The sequence below is a fragment of the Pseudomonas sp. BLCC-B112 genome, from assembly GCF_028550695.1.
Lineage (GTDB): Bacteria > Pseudomonadota > Gammaproteobacteria > Pseudomonadales > Pseudomonadaceae > Aquipseudomonas > Aquipseudomonas danubii.
Window position 1 is genome coordinate 555,850 of sequence record NZ_JAQQGK010000001.1, and the last position, 16,341, is coordinate 572,190.

22 protein-coding genes are annotated in these 16,341 nt (G+C 58.9%); 18 read left to right on the forward strand and 4 right to left on the reverse strand.

Going from position 1 to position 16,341, the window contains the following annotated elements:
* From PQT43_RS02550 to recX, 14 genes are all read left to right on the forward strand, one after another.
* The gene (locus PQT43_RS02550; RefSeq protein ID WP_102861417.1) at positions 1–399 is read left to right on the forward strand and encodes a phage GP46 family protein; all 399 of its coding nucleotides are present in this window, start codon (positions 1–3) and stop codon (positions 397–399) included.
* Entirely contained in the window at positions 389–1,429 is a 1,041-nt protein-coding gene (locus PQT43_RS02555) for a baseplate J/gp47 family protein (protein WP_102878585.1), read from the forward strand. Before PQT43_RS02550 ends, PQT43_RS02555 begins: the two co-directional genes overlap by 11 nt.
* Positions 1,417–2,016, forward strand: coding sequence for a YmfQ family protein (locus tag PQT43_RS02560; RefSeq protein ID WP_110596503.1), 600 nt, complete (start codon positions 1,417–1,419; stop codon positions 2,014–2,016). Before PQT43_RS02555 ends, PQT43_RS02560 begins: the two co-directional genes overlap by 13 nt.
* Before the next feature lie 15 nt (positions 2,017–2,031).
* Positions 2,032–3,846 carry a phage tail protein gene (locus tag PQT43_RS02565; protein ID WP_253083826.1) on the forward strand — a complete coding sequence of 605 codons (1,815 nt, stop codon included), beginning with the start codon at positions 2,032–2,034 and terminating at the stop codon, positions 3,844–3,846.
* A complete protein-coding gene (locus PQT43_RS02570; RefSeq protein ID WP_272753471.1) occupies positions 3,843–4,205 on the forward strand; it encodes a tail fiber assembly protein in 363 nt (120 codons plus the stop codon). The genes PQT43_RS02565 and PQT43_RS02570 overlap by 4 nt, the downstream gene beginning before the upstream one ends.
* 98 nt (positions 4,206–4,303) lie before the next feature.
* Complete coding sequence (locus tag PQT43_RS31195) at positions 4,304–5,566, forward strand: phage tail protein (protein ID WP_317246679.1); 1,263 nt, start codon at positions 4,304–4,306, stop codon at positions 5,564–5,566.
* On the forward strand, positions 5,566–5,820 hold the full coding sequence (locus PQT43_RS02580; protein ID WP_170001057.1) for a hypothetical protein: 255 nt from the start codon (positions 5,566–5,568) through the stop codon (positions 5,818–5,820). The genes PQT43_RS31195 and PQT43_RS02580 overlap by 1 nt, the downstream gene beginning before the upstream one ends.
* 45 nt (positions 5,821–5,865) lie before the next feature.
* Entirely contained in the window at positions 5,866–6,429 is a 564-nt protein-coding gene (locus tag PQT43_RS02585; RefSeq protein WP_253083828.1) for a glycoside hydrolase family 19 protein, read from the forward strand.
* Between the two features lie 156 nt (positions 6,430–6,585).
* A complete protein-coding gene (locus PQT43_RS02590) occupies positions 6,586–7,092 on the forward strand; it encodes a hypothetical protein (RefSeq protein WP_253083829.1) in 507 nt (168 codons plus the stop codon).
* 77 nt (positions 7,093–7,169) lie between these two features.
* Complete coding sequence (locus PQT43_RS02595; RefSeq protein ID WP_253083960.1) at positions 7,170–7,364, forward strand: Com family DNA-binding transcriptional regulator; 195 nt, start codon at positions 7,170–7,172, stop codon at positions 7,362–7,364.
* A gap of 5 nt (positions 7,365–7,369) precedes the next feature.
* Positions 7,370–7,702, forward strand: coding sequence for a hypothetical protein (locus tag PQT43_RS02600; protein ID WP_102861423.1), 333 nt, complete (start codon positions 7,370–7,372; stop codon positions 7,700–7,702).
* A 245-nt stretch (positions 7,703–7,947) separates the two neighbouring features.
* Complete coding sequence (locus PQT43_RS02605) at positions 7,948–8,448, forward strand: CinA family protein (protein WP_110594973.1); 501 nt, start codon at positions 7,948–7,950, stop codon at positions 8,446–8,448.
* A gap of 83 nt (positions 8,449–8,531) precedes the next feature.
* Positions 8,532–9,584, forward strand: coding sequence for a recombinase RecA (gene recA / locus PQT43_RS02610; RefSeq protein WP_011059579.1), 1,053 nt, complete (start codon positions 8,532–8,534; stop codon positions 9,582–9,584).
* Between the two features lie 8 nt (positions 9,585–9,592).
* Entirely contained in the window at positions 9,593–10,060 is a 468-nt protein-coding gene (gene recX, locus PQT43_RS02615; RefSeq protein ID WP_102878592.1) for a recombination regulator RecX, read from the forward strand.
* A gap of 40 nt (positions 10,061–10,100) precedes the next feature.
* Here the strand turns inward: recX and PQT43_RS02620 are convergent, their stop codons facing one another.
* Positions 10,101–11,219, reverse strand: a complete 1,119-nt coding sequence (locus PQT43_RS02620) for an LOG family protein (protein ID WP_102878593.1) — start codon at positions 11,217–11,219, stop codon at positions 10,101–10,103.
* A 453-nt stretch (positions 11,220–11,672) separates the two neighbouring features.
* Between PQT43_RS02620 and PQT43_RS02625 the strand changes: the two genes are divergently transcribed.
* Positions 11,673–11,867, forward strand: a complete 195-nt coding sequence (locus tag PQT43_RS02625; protein WP_110594975.1) for a hypothetical protein — start codon at positions 11,673–11,675, stop codon at positions 11,865–11,867.
* Between the two features lies 1 nt (position 11,868).
* Here PQT43_RS02625 and PQT43_RS02630 read toward each other — a convergent pair whose 3' ends face one another.
* Positions 11,869–12,294 carry a quorum-sensing-regulated virulence factor family protein gene (locus PQT43_RS02630; RefSeq protein WP_102861428.1) on the reverse strand — a complete coding sequence of 142 codons (426 nt, stop codon included), beginning with the start codon at positions 12,292–12,294 and terminating at the stop codon, positions 11,869–11,871.
* Between the two features lie 191 nt (positions 12,295–12,485).
* On the opposite strand from PQT43_RS02630, the gene PQT43_RS02635 reads away from it, so the two are divergent.
* A complete protein-coding gene (locus PQT43_RS02635) occupies positions 12,486–13,196 on the forward strand; it encodes a tRNA-uridine aminocarboxypropyltransferase (RefSeq protein WP_272753472.1) in 711 nt (236 codons plus the stop codon).
* On the opposite strand, the gene PQT43_RS02640 is transcribed toward PQT43_RS02635, so the two are convergent.
* Positions 13,180–14,088: a DMT family transporter gene (locus PQT43_RS02640; protein WP_272753473.1), complete on the reverse strand. Its 909-nt coding sequence runs from the start codon at positions 14,086–14,088 to the stop codon at positions 13,180–13,182. The two genes, PQT43_RS02635 and PQT43_RS02640, sit on opposite strands and share 17 nt — an antisense overlap.
* A 237-nt stretch (positions 14,089–14,325) precedes the next feature.
* On the opposite strand from PQT43_RS02640, the gene erdR reads away from it, so the two are divergent.
* Together erdR and PQT43_RS02650 are read left to right on the forward strand one after the other, a co-directional pair.
* Positions 14,326–14,976 carry a response regulator transcription factor ErdR gene (gene erdR, locus PQT43_RS02645; RefSeq protein ID WP_102861431.1) on the forward strand — a complete coding sequence of 217 codons (651 nt, stop codon included), beginning with the start codon at positions 14,326–14,328 and terminating at the stop codon, positions 14,974–14,976.
* A 73-nt stretch (positions 14,977–15,049) separates the two neighbouring features.
* Positions 15,050–15,412, forward strand: coding sequence for a diacylglycerol kinase (locus PQT43_RS02650; RefSeq protein ID WP_011059587.1), 363 nt, complete (start codon positions 15,050–15,052; stop codon positions 15,410–15,412).
* On the opposite strand, the gene PQT43_RS02655 is transcribed toward PQT43_RS02650, so the two are convergent.
* Complete coding sequence (locus PQT43_RS02655) at positions 15,409–16,335, reverse strand: LysR family transcriptional regulator (protein WP_102861432.1); 927 nt, start codon at positions 16,333–16,335, stop codon at positions 15,409–15,411. The two genes, PQT43_RS02650 and PQT43_RS02655, sit on opposite strands and share 4 nt — an antisense overlap.
* Positions 16,336–16,341 lie beyond the last annotated feature (6 nt).

Sequence of the window (16,341 nt, forward strand, 5' to 3'; positions counted from 1 at the left end):
ATGTTTGCCACCTATGACCTGAAGAACGCCCTGACCCGGGCCGTGGAAATCAGCCTGTTCACCTGGCGCCGTGCTGCTGATGACGACGCCCTGGACGATGACCAGCGCTACGGCTGGTGGGGCGACAGCTTTCCCACGGTGGCCGACGACCGCATCGGCTCGCGGCTGTGGCTGCTGCGCCGGGTCAAGCTCAGCCGGCAGACCCAGCTCGACGCCGAGTTCTATGCCCGCGAGGCCTTGCAGTGGCTGATCGACGATGGCCACTGCAACGCCGTGGAGATCATGACCGAGCGCCTCGACGCCCAGCGTCTGAACCTGCGCACGGTGCTGATCCTGGCCGACGGCGAACGCCTGGACCTCAACCCCACTCACAGTTGGCAGGTGACCTATGCCGTTTGAAACCCCTTCGCTGCCGGTGCTGATTCAGCGCACCCAAAGCGACCTGGCCAGCGACTCGCTGCGCCAGTCCGATGCCCAAGTGCTGGCCCGCACCCTGAGCGGTGCCGCCTTTGGCCTGTATGGCTACCTGGATTGGATCGCCGAACAGATCCTCCCGGACAAGGCCGATGAGTCGACCCTGGAACGCATCGCCGCGCTGCGTCTGAACCAGCCGCGCAAGGCGGCTCAGGCGGCCCGTGGCAGCGTCAGCTTCAACGCCGCGGCCGGTGCCGTGCTGGATGTCGACACCCTGCTGCAGAGCAGCGACGGCCGCAGCTACAAGGTGACGGCCGCCCGCACCACCATTGCGGGGCTCAACAGCACCACGATCCAGGCGGTCGATGGCGGGACCCTGGGCAATGCCGATGCGGGCCTGGAATTGACCGCGGTGCAGCCGGTGCAAGGCATCGGCAACGCGTTCACCGTCCTGGCCCCGGGGCTGACCGGTGGCGTAGCCCGGGAAAGCCTCGAATCCTTGCGCTCCCGGGTGATTCGCTCCTATCGGATCATTCCCCACGGCGGCTCGGCGGACGACTACGAAACCTGGGCCCTGGAATGCCCGGGGATCACCCGCGCCTGGTCCCGGCGCAATTACCTGGGGCCGGGCACTGTGGGCCTGTTCGTCATGCGTGACGATGACCCGCAGCCGATTCCCAACGCTGAGCAACTGGCGCAGGTTCAGGCGTATATCGAGCCGCTGCGCCCGGTCACGGCCGAGGTGCATGTGCTGGCCCCGGTGATGCTGCCGGTGACCTACAGACTGCGCCTGACTCCCGACACCAGCGCGGTGCGCGCCGCCGTCGAGGACCAGTTGCGCGATCTGCACAGCCGCGAGGCGGGCCTGGGCCAGACCCTGTTGCTCAGCCATATCCGCGAAGCCATCAGCAGCGCCACCGGCGAGCAGGATCACCAACTGCTGGCGCCCTTGGCCGATGTTCCGGCGGCGAATAATCAGTTGCTGGTATTCGGAGGTTGCCAATGGCAGCAATAAGAAGCGCCACCCAGTACCAGGATCAGTTGCGCAGCCTGCTGCCCAGCGGCCCGGCCTGGGACCCGGAGCGGGTACCGGAGCTTGAGCGAGTGTTGCAGGGTATCTCCCAGGAGCTGGCGCGCATCGACGCCCGGGCCGTGGACCTGCAAAACGAAATGGACCCGGCCAGCGTCAGCGAACTGGTGACCGATTGGGAAAAGGTCATGAACCTGCCCGATCCCTGCCTGGGCCTGACCCCGCTGTTCGAAGACCGGCGCCTGGCCGTACGCCGCCGCCTGTTGGCGGTGGGCAGCCAGCGCGCCGCCTACTTCGTCGAAATCGCCCGCAGCCAGGGCTACCCCAATGCCAGCGTCACCGAACTGAGCACTCCGCGCATGGGCCGCTCACGTTTTGGTCACGCGCATTTCGGCACCTGGCGGGCGAATTTCATGTGGACCCTCAATACCGGCGGCCGCTTGCAACTGGGCCGGCGCTTCGGCGCGAGCTATTGGGGCGAACGTTTTGGCATGAACCCGGGCAGCGCCCTGGAGTGCCTGATCCATCGCAGTGCACCGGCGCATACCCAGGTGTACATCAACTATGACTAGAGAAGACAAGAACAAGTGGATTATCCGAAAAGTGTTCCCAGCGTAGGGCTGGTGAACGGCAAGTTTGTCGACGAGAACCCGGTCACGGGGCAAGTCGGCTCACTGATTTCCTCGCAATGGGGAAACGCGGTTACCGACGAATTGCTCAACGTGATTCGTGCGGGTGGCAAGGTGCCGGCCGAGGCCGAGCATGACCAGTTGCTGGCGGCGATCAAGGCGATCGTCCGTGATTCGATACCGCCAGAGAAGATTCGCACCACCTTGGCCGAGTACGGCATCACCGACGCCTACACCAAGTCGGTGACCTACACCAAGGCGGAGATCGAGGCACTGTTGAAGAACATGTCGGCCCTGCCGGTGGGGGCCATGGTGCCGTTTCCCAAAGGCACGGTGCCGGCGGGGTTCCTGGAGGTGGATGGCAGTGTGCAGAGCGCTGCGACTTATCCGGATCTGGCGGCTTATTTGGGGACTACGTTCAACACCGGGGGTGAGGGCGCGGGGAACTTCCGTTTGCCTGAGTCGCGGGGGGAGTTTCTGCGGGGTTGGGATCATGGGCGGGGGGTGGATGCGGGGCGAACGCTAGGCAGTCTTCAAAAAGGATCGGTGGCGGTATATGACGCTGACAATAATGGACTGAGCGCAGTCATGGGGATTGGCGCTGCGAGTGGTAACGATGGTGCCTTCTTTGGCATGGATGTTATTTCGAAGTCCGGTTACTCATATGCTGTTCCACTGGCTTACTCTGCGATCCAGTCGGGTGCTGGTCAGGTTGCCTCCAACGATGCGTATGCAGGCGTGACCCGTCCTCGCAACCTGGCAGTCATGTGGTGCATCAAAGCCTGGAACGCACCGAGCAATCAGGGAAACATCGATGTCGCTGCTCTAGCTGCCGAAGTTCAGAAGCTCAAAGCTCTATCGGGTAGCAGCTATCAGGGACTCTACGTTTCTGCTTCGGGAACCAATGCACTGATCTCGGTGAAGGCTCGCAGCCTGATTGTCGGTAAAGGTAGTGCGGCACAGGCATTGAATGCCGTGGACCTGAGTATCAACCTGCAAACCATAGGTCTGAACGGTCTCGATAGCGGTGTGCTTGCGGCTTCCAGTTGGTACAGCGCCTGGGTTGTATCCAATGGCACTCAAGTCGCCGGTATTGCTGCCTTGATGCCGGCAGTCCAGTGTTCGACCATCGTCGGTTCGGCAGTCGTAACCGGCATTGCCAGCACTTCTTCAATGCGTGTTGGAATGCCGTTCGGTGGAGCAAGCTTTCCGCCAGGAACTTTCATCAAGTCTGTTGACTCGTCGAGTCAGATCACGGCGAGCGTGCCTGCGCTCATCACCGCCGTAGATACAACGCTGAGGTTTGTGTTTGAACCGATTATTCCAGCAGGTTTCATTGCAACACGCGTGAGCGCATTTTTCACAGACACTACGGCAAACCGATACCCACTGTCATATGTGCAGGCCGGTCGGAGCAGTCGTTACAAAGTTGCGTCAGGTTCGAACCTGGCATCACTTCCAATGATGGCGTCGGGGGCCATGGGGACCGCCACAGCTCTTGTTGCTGTCAGCATTTTCCAGTTTGTTCCGCCGACGGCCACAGGTATCTGCCTTCAACTACTTGGGGCAACCAACAGCAACTCTTCAGCTGCGCCAAACGCAAGTTACATCGGTGGTTACATTGGGCCCAATAGTCCACCGCTCAATAGCACCGGCTCTACTAATACGCAGCACAATACCCAGGGGCGGTTTGTGCTGGAGGAGCCAAGAGTTTACTACTGGGGAGCAGGCGCCGCAGGGCTGATGTGTTATGGCTGGGAGGACGATGTATGAGTTGGGCTGTACGAAATGATGGTGTTCAGGGGTGGCGTGCGATAGAGGGTGCTGATGAGCTTTTTCCGAATGAAGTTTATTCAGAATTTGAGCCCGTGCAGGTGATGCCTTCCCCACGCAGTATTGAAGATCTTTCTGCTCTAGCGAAGGTGCGGCGAAGTGAATTGCTGACGTTTGCAGCACACAGAATGGGCCCGTTACAGGATGCAATGGATATCGGTTGCATTACAGACGTAGAAGCAAAGCAACTTTTATTGTGGAAAAACTATCGAATCAGTCTTAACAGAATTGAGGAGCAGGATTTCTTTTCGAGTGATTTTCAGTGGCCTCTATCTCCAGATGAAATTTTGACTCAATAAACGCCCCGCACCGCCGGGGCGTTTTCTTTTCCAGTTTTCTAACTATGTCCACGCCGAGCTGTGTCGGTGTGGATGAATGACAACGAGAGGACAGACGAGTGGATTATCCAAAGAGTGTGCCAAGTGTTGGGTTGGTTAATGGGAAGTTTGTCGACGAGAACCCGGTCACGGGGCAAGTCGGCTCACTGATTTCTTCCGACTGGGGAAATGCGGTGACCGATGAATTGCTCAACGTGATTCGTGCGGGTGGGAAGGAGCCGGCCGAGGCCGAGCATGACCAGTTGTTGGCGGCGATCAAGGCGATCGTGCGCGATTCGATTCCGCCGGAAAAGATACGCACGACCTTGGCCGAGTATGGGATCACTGATGCGTACACCAAGTCGGTGACCTACACCAAGGCCGAGATCGAAGCGTTGCTGAAGAACATGTCGGCCTTGCCGGTGGGGGCCATGGTGCCGTTTCCCAAGGGTACGGTGCCACCGGGATTCCTGGAGGTGGATGGTAGTGTGCAGAGTGCTGCGACCTATCCTGATCTGGCGGCTTATCTGGGGACTACGTTCAACACCGGGGGCGAGGGCGCGGGTAACTTCCGTTTGCCGGAGTCGCGGGGAGAGTTCCTGCGGGGTTGGGATCATGGTCGGGGGGTGGATGCGGGAAGGGGACTTGGCAGTTGGCAAGCTGATGAGTTCAAGAGTCATACACACTCAGTAAAGGACTCTTCATACGCTGGAAATGTATTTGACTCCTGGGTCTATGGCGATACAGGGAATGGAGTCACTGAGGATGAAAACTTAAGGACAAATTCATCGGGTGGCATTGAAACCCGTCCACGCAACCTGGCTGTCATGTGGTGTATCAAAGCTTGGAATGCTCCGATTAATCAGGGAAATATAGACATTGCGGCACTTGCATCCCAAGCGGCCCAGGCAACCGAAAACAAGCAGGGAACTGCGAGGTTGAGTACTCAGGCTCAAGTCGATTCCGGCATTGACGACTCACTGATAGTAACCCCCAGGAAGTACCGCACTGCTAAGGGAACATGCTCAGCCTGGGTAAGTTGGAATGGGACCGGAGCGGTCACTATTCGAGATAGTTACAACGTATCGAGCATCACAGATAATGGTGTCGGCGACTTCACTGTCAACATTATCCCTGGTGTACTGACGAATGCTGGATTTAGTTATTGCTATACGGTTGGAGGAAGTAACAACTCGTTGAATCTCGCCTCAGGAGCCACAACTACTCCCACTTCTACCTCTTTGCGTGTTGTCAGTATTAGCGCTTCTGGTATGGGAACAGGCGCAAACTTTCAGCCGACAGACTTTCCTTACAATAGCGTGCAGATTTTCGGAGGTAAGTAATGGCTATGCGTATTGTTTATCAGTTGCCTGGTGAGCCAGTTGCATCTTTGACACCCTGCAATTGCGGATTGACGATCGATGAAATTGCTCGTCAGGACGTTCCCGGTGGCGTGTCTTTTTGGTTTGTCGAGGAGTCGGTTATTCCGCTTGACCCGATCGAGCGTATGCGCTGGATGTTGGCAGATGAACTAGGGCCGCCAGCAGGGGTAGGAGAGCGTCCTATGTGCACATCTCATTCTGAGACGACTCTGTAAAATGTCACGGTGCTCCAAGGACGCTTTTTCGATTGAAGGTTGTATATGTCTATAACCGAACAACAACTGCAACAAATCATGCCTAACGCCCGCCGCCAAGCGGGCGTTTTTGTTTCTCCACTCAACACCGCCATGGCTCATCGGCAGATCGATACGCCGAAGCGCCAGGCGGCCTTTCTCGCCCAGATCGGTCACGAATCCGGGCAGTTGCAGTACGTGCGCGAGCTGGGCAGTGATCAATACCTGAGCAAGTACGACACCGGCACGCTCGCCGCACGCCTGGGCAACACCCCCGAGGCCGATGGCGACGGCCAGCGGTATCGCGGGCGTGGGCTGATCCAGATCACCGGGCGCAGCAACTATCGCCAGTGCAGCCTCGGGCTGTTTGGCGATGAGCGCCTGCTGGAGTTGCCGCAGTTGCTGGAGCAGCCGCAATGGGCCGCCGAGTCGGCGGCTTGGTTCTGGCAGCGCGGCGGGCTCAATGCCCTGGCTGATCGCGATGAGTTCAACAGCATTACCCGTCGTATCAATGGCGGTTTGAACGGCTTGCAGGATCGCCTGCAACTCTGGGCCAGGGCGCGGGCGGTGCTGTGCCTGCCCGTGGTCTGAGTTCATGGGGAGGCGGGCACCTTCTGTAGCCGCTGCCGTAGGCTGCGATTGGACCTGGAGGGAAGGTCCTGCGGACCTTTTCGTATCCTGCGGCAGCGGCTACAGGGATTTTTGCAGGCCACTTGAGGCATTTCACATCGGTCAAGGGAGGGCGTGATGAATATCCGCAGTTGGCTGGCTCTCGCCGTCGTAGCTGGGCTGCTCTATGCCCTTGGCTTCGTCAGCGGTGCCGGCAGCGAACGCAGTAAGCAGCAGCGCCTGGACGAGGCACGACTGCAGCAATCCTTCGAACAAGGCCAGGCCCTGGGCACGGTCAAGGAGAAGGTGGTGGTCGAGTACGTCGATCGCGTCGTCAAGGTCTATCAGGCGGGCGCCACTATCACCAAGGAGGTTCCTATCTATGTTTCGAAAGCGGCTGATAACGCCTGCGTTGTACCTGCTGGTTTTGTCCGGGTGCACGACGCCGGCGCCGCCAACCTGCCCATGGCCGCAGGCCCCGGCGTCGCTGATGACGCCGCCTCGGGCCTTGCACTCTCTACCGTCGCCGTCAGCGTCGTCGACAACTACAGCCAATGCCACGCAAACGCCGAGCAACTGAAAGCGTTGCAGCAGTGGGTGCGTGAGTCTCAGGCGTTGCTGCAAGGTGCCCCGGCGATGCGCTGAGGGCCTTGAGGCGCGTATGAAAATGGATCGCTGCCGCGGTTTGTGTAGGCGCGTGGAGTGACTGAAATCAAATGGACTTGCAGATGTTAAAAGAATGCAGATGCGGCAATTGCAAACGACTGCTCGCCCGTGTGGGCGAGTTTACCGAGCTCCAGATCAAATGTTCCCGCTGTGGAACCTTGAACCATGTGAAGGCCTCGAGCCCTGGGCAATCGCCTTTGAGCGACATGAAAACGGCACTCTCAGTGACCGACCATTCCATTCAAAGGTGAAAAATATGAACGCAGTAACCATGGGCAAGCACTTCATTACCGTATTCCCAAAAGGGATTGTGGAGATCGTTTCGGCAGCTCAAAACACCGGTGGCCTGATCATCCAGACGGGGTTGATCAAGACCTCGACCGGTGTTGTCGACCTGTATGTGGGACCGACCGGCTCTTCCATCTCCAATTCGGCCGTCATCTTCTCTGGCAACGGCTCTAGCATTTCCGGCAGCGACTCCGAGATTGTCATGCCGTACCCGATCCGTATTCCCGCAGGCCAGGCATTGTGGGCATACGCATCCACTCCGGGTGGCGCGATAGCTTTGACTTGGGACTTGCTGGCCTGACCTGTCTGCGCAGAGAAGGTGGATCAACAGGCGCCGGTGCTTTTGCTCATTTCGGCAGGCTTTGATCACTGGACTGGCCGTGTCAGCTTGGTGGCTGGTGCTGTTCCTGGCGCAATGATGGACTGTTCGCGCCAGATCCTCTGAAGCCTTGTTCCAGAGCCGTTGGTTTTCCTGACAGCTTGTCACTTGCAAGCCTTCTTTCCTGGTGTACGGTAAGCACACGCCAGCCCCATCAGGAGAGAACTGTGAAAGAAATTACCCAGCTTGCCGCTGAACTCGGCCGGCGTCTGCAGGTTCTGAATGCCCACGTCACCACGGCGGAATCCTGCACTGGCGGCGGGATTGCCGAGGCGATCACGCGGATCCCGGGCAGTTCGGCCTGGTTTGAGGCCGGTTATGTCACCTATTCCAACCGCCAGAAGACCCTTCAATTGAATGTGCCGGCCGATTTGTTCAATTCGGTTGGTGCGGTCAGTCGTGAAGTGGTAGAGGCCATGGTCCGTGGGTCACAGGCCAAGAGTCATGCGCATTTTGCGGTGGCGGTCAGTGGCATCGCTGGGCCGGATGGCGGTTCTGCGCAGAAGCCGGTGGGTACGGTTTGGCTAGCCTGGGGCGCGGGAGAGACGTTGACCTCCGAGTGCCGACACTTCCCCGGGAATCGCGATGAGGTTCGCCGACAAACGGTGAAGGCCGCGCTAGAGGGGTTGCTGCAACACGCTGCAGCAGAAATCGCAAATCAGGGGTAGGCGATCCTCGAGCGCTGTGGAATAATACTGGCTACTTATACAGGTGTTGGCCGTCAGGCCTTATTGATTACGTGAGGACTTTAATGGACGACAACAAGAAGAAAGCCTTGGCTGCGGCCCTGGGTCAGATCGAACGTCAATTCGGCAAGGGTGCCGTAATGCGTATGGGCGATCACGACCGTCAGGCGATCCCGGCCATTTCCACTGGCTCTCTGGGTCTGGACATTGCTCTGGGCATTGGCGGTCTGCCAAAAGGCCGTATCGTTGAAATCTACGGCCCTGAGTCGTCCGGTAAGACCACTCTGACCCTGTCGGTCATTGCCCAGGCGCAGAAAGCCGGTGCCACTTGTGCCTTCGTCGACGCCGAGCACGCGCTGGATCCGGAATACGCCGGCAAGCTGGGAGTCAACGTCGACGACCTGCTGGTTTCTCAGCCGGATACCGGCGAGCAGGCCCTGGAAATCACCGACATGCTGGTGCGCTCCAACGCGGTTGACGTGATCATCGTCGACTCCGTGGCGGCCCTGGTGCCCAAGGCTGAAATCGAAGGCGAGATGGGTGACATGCACGTGGGCCTGCAAGCCCGCCTGATGTCCCAGGCGCTGCGTAAAATCACCGGTAACATCAAGAATGCCAACTGCCTGGTGATCTTCATCAACCAGATCCGTATGAAGATCGGCGTGATGTTCGGCAGCCCGGAAACCACCACCGGTGGTAACGCGCTGAAGTTCTACGCTTCGGTTCGTCTGGATATCCGTCGTACCGGTGCGGTGAAGGAAGGCGACGAGGTGGTCGGTAGCGAAACCCGAGTCAAGATCGTCAAGAACAAGGTGGCTCCGCCGTTCCGTCAGGCCGAGTTCCAGATTCTTTACGGCAAGGGTATCTACCTCAACGGCGAAATCATCGATCTGGGCGTGCTGCATGGTTTCCTGGAGAAATCCGGTGCCTGGTACAGCTACCAGGGCAACAAGATCGGTCAGGGCAAGGCCAACTCGGCCAAGTTCCTGCAGGACAATCCGGAAATCGGCAACGCGCTGGAGAAGCAGATCCGCGAGAAGCTGCTGACCGCTTCGCCAGACGTCAAAGCCAATCCGGTGAAAGAGACCGAAGACGATATGGCCGACGCTGATATCTGATTGATCCAATGACCGCCGTACTCGATACCCTCGTCGCGGTGCGGCGAACTGCAATGGACCTGCTCGCGCGACGCGAGCACGGTCGAGTCGAGCTGACGCGTAAACTGCGTCAGCGCGGCGCTCCTCCTGAAATGATCGAAGCCGCCCTGGACCGTTTGACGGAAGAGGGGCTGCTGTCCGAATCCCGTTATCTCGAAAGTTTTGTTTCCTATCGTGCGCGCTCAGGCTACGGGCCGATGCGTATTCGCGAAGAACTCAGCCAGCGTGGCTTACAGCGAGGTGATATCGATCTTGCTCTGCGCGAGTGCGGTATCGACTGGCAAGAGCAGTTGCGAGACGTCTGGCAGCGCAAGTTTGCCGGGCAGTTTCCTGTGGATGCCCGTGAACGGGCCAAGCAAGGGCGCTTTCTGAGTTATCGCGGGTATTCCATGGACATGATCGGCCGTCTTTTGAGCGGCCGAGGGATGGATGACTGAGGTTGTACCCGCTGCCTGGTGCAGCGGGTGATGGTGCAGGTCAGCTGACTTTGCTGGTTTCTCGTGCGCGCTGGCGGGTCTCGGATTGTTGCCTGGTCCAGTTCTCCGGCAGGTTGATAAAGTCGATCAGTTCCCGCAGACGGCCGTTGTCACGGGCGTTGAAAACGAACGATAGCCGCGTCAGATGGCTGAACTGAACTTCGTCGTGCTCCTCTCCACTGTAGGTATGTTGCCGAAACTGGCCACTCAGGCACAGGTCGGCGAATGCTGTCTGCATGTGTTCCAGCGCCTGCTCATTGAGGCTGTGGTTCATGCGGATGACAAACTCCTGTTTTAGCCAGCGGCTGGAGTGGAAGTTGGCGTAGAACTGCTGGATTTCCTTAACTGCTTCTTCGGTGCTGTGTACTAGGCGCACCAGCTTCATGTCGCTGGGCAGGATGTAGCGATTGGCCTCCAACTGGTTATGGATGAAGTCCAGGGCGCCTTGCCAGAACTGCCCGCCAGGTGCGTCCAGTAATACCACCGGTACCAGAGGGCTTTTGCCGGTCTGGATCAGGGTCAGGACCTCCAGGGCTTCGTCCAGGGTGCCGAAACCACCAGGGCAAAGCACCAGGGCATCGGCTTCCTTGACGAAAAACAGCTTGCGTGTGAAGAAAAAGTGGAACGACAGCAGGTTTTCCGTGCCGCCCACAGTGGGGTTGGCATGCTGTTCGAAGGGTAGGGTGATGTTGAAACCCAGGCTGTGCTCCAGCCCTGCGCCATCATGAGCCGCTGCCATGATGCCGCCGCCAGCGCCGGTGATCACCATCAGGTCCGAGCGGGCCAGGGCTGCTCCCAGTTCCTTGGCCATGGCATAAAGCGGATGTTCGCTGGGCGTTCGCGCCGAGCCGAATACCGTCACTTTGCGCCGGCCCTTGAACTGTTCCAGTACCCGGAAGGCATGTTCCAGCTCGCGCAGCGCTTGCAGGGTAATCTTGGCGTTCCAGCGATTGAGGTCGTCCTCGGCCATGCGCAGGACGGTGAGAACCATGTCGCGGTAGAGGGGGATATTCGGGCTGTTGGGGGCAATCTGGTTGAGTTGCGCTTCGACCTGGCTTGTGAGGTCGACGCCCTTGCTTTGGAAATGACGAGTTAACAGGTCATTCGATTGGTAAGGCATTCAGCTTCTCCTTCTGCACAGAACCTTGTGCACGGCCGAGGTATTCGAACGTGCCACGACACAGCCTGTGTCGCTGCCTGCTCAGCCCAGCGTGTGAGCAACTCTCTTGACCCGATCACCGCTGACCGTCGCTGGGCAGCAATCGAGGTATCCACAGAGGTTCTGCTTTCCTTTATTAAGAAAAAATTGCACTGCAAGACGCACAAGAACGGCCTCCTGAACCGTCCTGGAACAATCGATGGGAACCTTCGGACATGACTTGATCATGTGCCCATAAAGTCTTGGCTGGCAACCGCTTCTTAGTGAATTTAGCGGCCTTGGCACCATTGGTCAGGCGCCGCGGCAAGGGCTCGAGCCTCTGATTTACTAAAGTGCAGCGCTTGGTTCAGGAGCCGGCTCCAGGAAGGGGGCGCGGCCATCCGTCCGTGCAAGCCGAGGGCAGGGAGGCAAGGGATGACCACTGTCGTGCTGGAAGTCGATCCGCAGTTGTACCAGCTGTTGCAAGCTGCGGCGGCAGCCCATCATTTGAGTCTTGAGGAAGAGTGCCGGCGTCGCTTGGCGGGGGAGGAGCGGCCTTCGCGATATCTGCAGGCCCTGGTAGCGGAGTTGCGCGCCGATGATCAGCAGCGGCGCGCGTCCCGTTCTTGATTCACTTCTTCTTGGGCGTGTTTTGGGAAGGGCAATCCGATTCCTGGAAGCGCGCCGAGGCTACAGGGCGATTGGTGCGGTTTTCGGTGAACTCGTAGCGCATGACTGCGCCTTTGGCCATCAGCTTGCGGTAGTTGGGGTTGCGGCAGACGCTGGCACCCAGCTGCAAGTAGACGGCCTTGGGATTGGCGCGCATTTGTTCGGCGTGGCCGGCCTGGACGCTGAGGTGATTGATCAACTCCTTGCCTTCAACGGTATAACCCTGATCGAGAATGTTCTCGTTGACTTCCCGGGGAGTGCCGACGTTGCTTTCCGCAGCGACCTTCTCCAGCATTTTGCTCAGTTCGAACTCTTGCAAGGACGCAGCCTGGACACCCAGGGGCAAGGCCAGCAGAAGGGCGACGGTAGGGATGGTAAAGCGCAACATGAAACTCTCCTGGTGCAGTGACTGATGCTTCGACCAGCCACTCGACTGTGCGTTCAGTGGCGACGAATTATAGGGGGAGAGCTAGGAAGGCGGTACAGGTTTGAACAGATGGCTCTGATAAACTTGTCCGACTTTTTACCCCTTCGAGTTATTTCCGTGTCGATTCCTGTCCTTTGCCGGTGTGCACAGCGATGAGCCATGCTGTATCCCGTCTACGTGATCTGCGCATGGCTCGTGCGGTCAAACCCTTTTTTGCGCGGGGCTCACGCGCTGAGCGCTGCCCGCGTTGCCGAGTGATTCCCAGCCACTGCCTGTGTGCCTGGCGGCCCAAGGTCAGCGCCGAGTCGGCCATGTGCCTGGTGATGCACGATGTGGAGCCGCTCAAACCGAGTAATACCGGCTGGTTGATCGCTGATGTGATTGCCGATACCTGGGCGTTTCACTGGTCCCGTACCGAGGTCGATCCGCAATTGCTGGCCTTACTGGCTGATCCGCAGTGGCAGCCTTATATCGTCTTTCCCGGAGAGTTCGTGGCCTCCGAGCGGGTGGTCAGCGAGGTCCGGCAGCAGGAAAGCAAGCGCCCGCTGTTCATTCTGCTGGATGCCACCTGGAGCGAAGCCCGCAAGATGTTTCGCAAGAGCCCCTATCTTGAGCACTTGCCGGTGCTGAGCCTGTCATCGGAGAAGCTCTCGCGCTACAAGTTGCGGCGCTCCAAGCGTGACGACCATTTCTGTACCGCCGAGGTAGCTGCCCTGTGCCTGGAGTTGGCGGGGGACGAGCAGGTCAGCCAGGTCATGGACGCCTACCTTGACGTATTCAGCACTCATTACCTGTCGGCGAAGTTCCAGAAGGCCATCGATCCTCTGGATGAAGTGCACTCCCGGCTCAAGCCCTTTGTGTAGTGGCGGTGCTGGCCTGGGGTTTTTGCGGCCATAGCTGGGCCACCAACATGCCGCTGAGCATGAGTGCGCAGCCGAAGTAACCGCGCAGCTGCAGTGATTCATCCAGCAGCCAGGCCCCGGCGATGGCGGCAAACACGGCTTCGAGGGACAGAATGATTGCCGCGTGGGAGGCGATCGCGTCCCTCTGGGCAATCACTTGCAGGGTGTATCCGATGCCGACTGCAATCACGCCCCCGTAAAGAATGGCCGGACCGGCGGCGACAATCGCGTTCCAGTGAATCGGCTCCAGGCACAGCGCGAGGATCAGGCTCACCACCGAACAGGTGGCAAATTGCAGGAAGGCCAGGCGAATCGGGTCGTGGCGGCTGGCGAATACTCCCACCAGAATCACGTGTGCGCCCCAGATAAAGGCGCCGATCAATTGCAGCCAGTCGCCGGATGCAACGTGAAAGCTGGCGCTGACGGTCAACAGGAACATGCCCACCACGGCCAGCACAGCGCCGAGCCAGGTACCTAGTCCCGTCTTGTGGCCGATCAGCAGTCCCAGCAGCGGCACTACAATGACGTAGAGCCCGGTGATGAACCCGGCATTGGTTACGCTGGTAAACATCAGACCGACCTGCTGCAGGTTGATCCCCAGAGTAAGGGCCAGGCCCATGAGTACGCCGCCCAGCAACAGGCCACGATTGAGCAGGGGGGCGGGGTGGTGATCGGCGGGCGTTCTGCGTAGTACCAGTGGTAGCAGGCAGAGTGAGCCCAGAGCAAAACGCAGGCCGGAATAGAGGAAGGGGCCGATATGATCCATGCCGGAGGATTGTGCGACAAACGCAGCCCCCCAGATGACAGCGGTGATCAGCATCAGGACATCGGCACGCAAGGCTTGGCTTCGCATGAGGGCTCTCTTATTAGTTAGCTGGCTAAGATGCCGCAAAGCTTCACGCTTGACCACCCTGGCTTCGCTGGGCATGCTTGGCGCCGATTAGGGCGCCAGCGCTGTTTGAACCACCGTTTTGCTCAGGCTTTTCGCGGTGTTCGTGCTCTTTGGGTATCGCATTCTGGCGAGCCCCCATGTTGCTGGGTGAGGGCTGAATGCATCAGTCCTGCCATGAAAAACAGGATCATTTGAAAAATGGCCACATACGAAATCCTGATTGCCGATGACCACCCGCTTTTTCGCAGCGCACTGCATCAAGCTGTCACTCTGGGCCTGGGTCCTGATGTGCGTCTGGTGGAAGTGGCGAGCATCGCCGAGCTGGAAGCCCGCCTCACCGAAAAAGCTGACTGGGATCTGGTGCTGTTGGACCTGAACATGCCTGGTGCCTACGGTTTTTCTGGCCTGGTGCTGTTGCGCGGGCAGTATCCGCAGATTCCGGTAGTGATGGTTTCGGCGCAGGAAGAAGCGTCCGTCATGGTTCGTTCCCGTGAGTTCGGGGCCAGCGGTTTCATTCCCAAGTCCAGTTCTCTGGAAGTCATTCAGCAGGCGGTGCGCAGTGTCCTCGATGGTGACGTCTGGTGGCCGCCGCAAGCTTTTGAAGAAGTCAGTGTTTCGGCGGAAGCCAAGGCCGCCAGTGAAGGCCTGGCAAGCCTGACGCCTCAGCAGTTTCGGGTACTGACCATGGTCTGCGAGGGGTTGTTGAACAAGCAGATCGCTTATGAGCTGAGTGTTTCCGAGGCGACGATCAAGGCTCACGTGACGGCAATTTTCCGCAAGCTCGGGGTTCGCACCCGTACCCAGGCGGCCTTGCTCTTGCAACAACTTGAGTCAATTTCCAGCCATTAACCGGCTGCTTGTTCACGCTTTTTTGACTTTGGTTGAACTAGTTTCCCCACTCCTTTTTTCAGTTGCTCAGCTTATGTCGCCTTTCAAAGGTCAAACCGGTCTCAAACGTATCCTCAACGCCGCCGGCTATTCGTTCGATGGCTTGCGCGCCGCCTTCACCGGCGAGGCGGCATTTCGTCAGTTGGTGTTGCTCAACGTGATCCTGATTCCCTTGAGCTTCCTGCTCAACGTCAGCCGGGTCGAGCGCGCGCTGCTGATTGCCGTGTGCCTGCTGGCACTGATCGTCGAATTGCTCAACTCGGCGGTGGAGGCAGCGATCGACCGGATTTCCCTGGATCGTCACCCGTTGTCGAAGAACGCCAAGGACATGGGCAGCGCGGCGCAGTTTGTCGCCCTGAGCATGATCACCATCGTGTGGGCCGTGATCCTGATCTAAGGAATGCTCGGCAGGACGATTTCGTCGCTGCGCTGTACCCCGGCGGTAAAGGAACGGCACAGTTCGAGGAACTCGCGCATGGCTGAAGTCTGATACTTCTGTTTATGCCAGATGAAGTAGAACTGCCGGGCCAGATCCAGGCCCGGTGTTTCCACTGGCACCAGGCTGCCACGACGAAAGGCATCTCGCAGCGCCAGCCTGGAGATGCAACCAATCCCCAATCCCGACTCCACCGCACGCTTGATGGCTTCGGTGTGCTCCAGTTCCAGGCGGATGTTCAGCGCGCTGCGATGATGACGCATGGCCTGGTCGAAGGTCAGGCGTGTCCCGGAACCCTGCTCCCGGAGAATCCAGGCTTCGTGGGTCAGCTCCTCCATGGTGGCGTGGCCGCGTTTGGCCAGTGGATGCTGGGGCGCGCAGAACACCACCAACTCATCCTCGACCCAGGTTTGCACCTCGATATCCGGGTGACTGCAGTCGCCTTCGATTAGACCCAGATCAATTTCGTAGTGGGCCACCTGTTGCACGATATGCGCAGTGTTTTGCACATGGAGCTTCACCTGGCTTTCCGGATGCACCTGCATGAAGCTTCCGATCAGCAGCGTCGCCAGGTAGTTGCCAATGGTCAGGGTCGCGCCCACCGACAGCGAGCCGAATCCGGACTTGCCATTGAGCAGGTCCTCGATCTCCTTGGCCTGGTCCAGCAGTGCCACCGCTTGTGGCAAAAGCTGTTTGCCCAGGGCGTTGAGGCTCAGGCGCTTGCCGGCGCGATCAAACAGCTGGCAACTGGATTGGCGCTCGAGTTCGGTGATCGAGGTGCTGGCCGCCGATTGCGACAGGGCCAGAAGCCCGGCAGCACGAGAAACGCTCTCTTGCTGGGCGACGGCGACGAAGACTTGCAGTTGACGGAGAGTAAATCGCATATCGAT

Coding starts and splice junctions, on each gene's coding strand:
- PQT43_RS02625 (WP_110594975.1), top strand. CDS start 11,673: ATGACCACTGTCGTGCTGGAAGTCGATCCGCAGTTGTACCAGCTGTTG.
- PQT43_RS02590 (WP_253083829.1), top strand. CDS start 6,586: ATGAATATCCGCAGTTGGCTGGCTCTCGCCGTCGTAGCTGGGCTGCTC.
- PQT43_RS02585 (WP_253083828.1), top strand. CDS start 5,866: ATGTCTATAACCGAACAACAACTGCAACAAATCATGCCTAACGCCCGC.
- PQT43_RS02635 (WP_272753472.1), top strand. CDS start 12,486: ATGAGCCATGCTGTATCCCGTCTACGTGATCTGCGCATGGCTCGTGCG.
- PQT43_RS02580 (WP_170001057.1), top strand. CDS start 5,566: ATGGCTATGCGTATTGTTTATCAGTTGCCTGGTGAGCCAGTTGCATCT.
- recX (WP_102878592.1), top strand. CDS start 9,593: ATGACCGCCGTACTCGATACCCTCGTCGCGGTGCGGCGAACTGCAATG.
- PQT43_RS02630 (WP_102861428.1), bottom strand. CDS start 12,294: ATGTTGCGCTTTACCATCCCTACCGTCGCCCTTCTGCTGGCCTTGCCC.
- PQT43_RS02555 (WP_102878585.1), top strand. CDS start 389: ATGCCGTTTGAAACCCCTTCGCTGCCGGTGCTGATTCAGCGCACCCAA.
- PQT43_RS02570 (WP_272753471.1), top strand. CDS start 3,843: ATGAGTTGGGCTGTACGAAATGATGGTGTTCAGGGGTGGCGTGCGATA.
- PQT43_RS02655 (WP_102861432.1), bottom strand. CDS start 16,335: ATGCGATTTACTCTCCGTCAACTGCAAGTCTTCGTCGCCGTCGCCCAG.
- erdR (WP_102861431.1), top strand. CDS start 14,326: ATGGCCACATACGAAATCCTGATTGCCGATGACCACCCGCTTTTTCGC.
- PQT43_RS02600 (WP_102861423.1), top strand. CDS start 7,370: ATGAACGCAGTAACCATGGGCAAGCACTTCATTACCGTATTCCCAAAA.
- recA (WP_011059579.1), top strand. CDS start 8,532: ATGGACGACAACAAGAAGAAAGCCTTGGCTGCGGCCCTGGGTCAGATC.
- PQT43_RS02640 (WP_272753473.1), bottom strand. CDS start 14,088: ATGCGAAGCCAAGCCTTGCGTGCCGATGTCCTGATGCTGATCACCGCT.
- PQT43_RS02650 (WP_011059587.1), top strand. CDS start 15,050: ATGTCGCCTTTCAAAGGTCAAACCGGTCTCAAACGTATCCTCAACGCC.
- PQT43_RS02550 (WP_102861417.1), top strand. CDS start 1: ATGTTTGCCACCTATGACCTGAAGAACGCCCTGACCCGGGCCGTGGAA.
- PQT43_RS02560 (WP_110596503.1), top strand. CDS start 1,417: ATGGCAGCAATAAGAAGCGCCACCCAGTACCAGGATCAGTTGCGCAGC.
- PQT43_RS02620 (WP_102878593.1), bottom strand. CDS start 11,219: ATGCCTTACCAATCGAATGACCTGTTAACTCGTCATTTCCAAAGCAAG.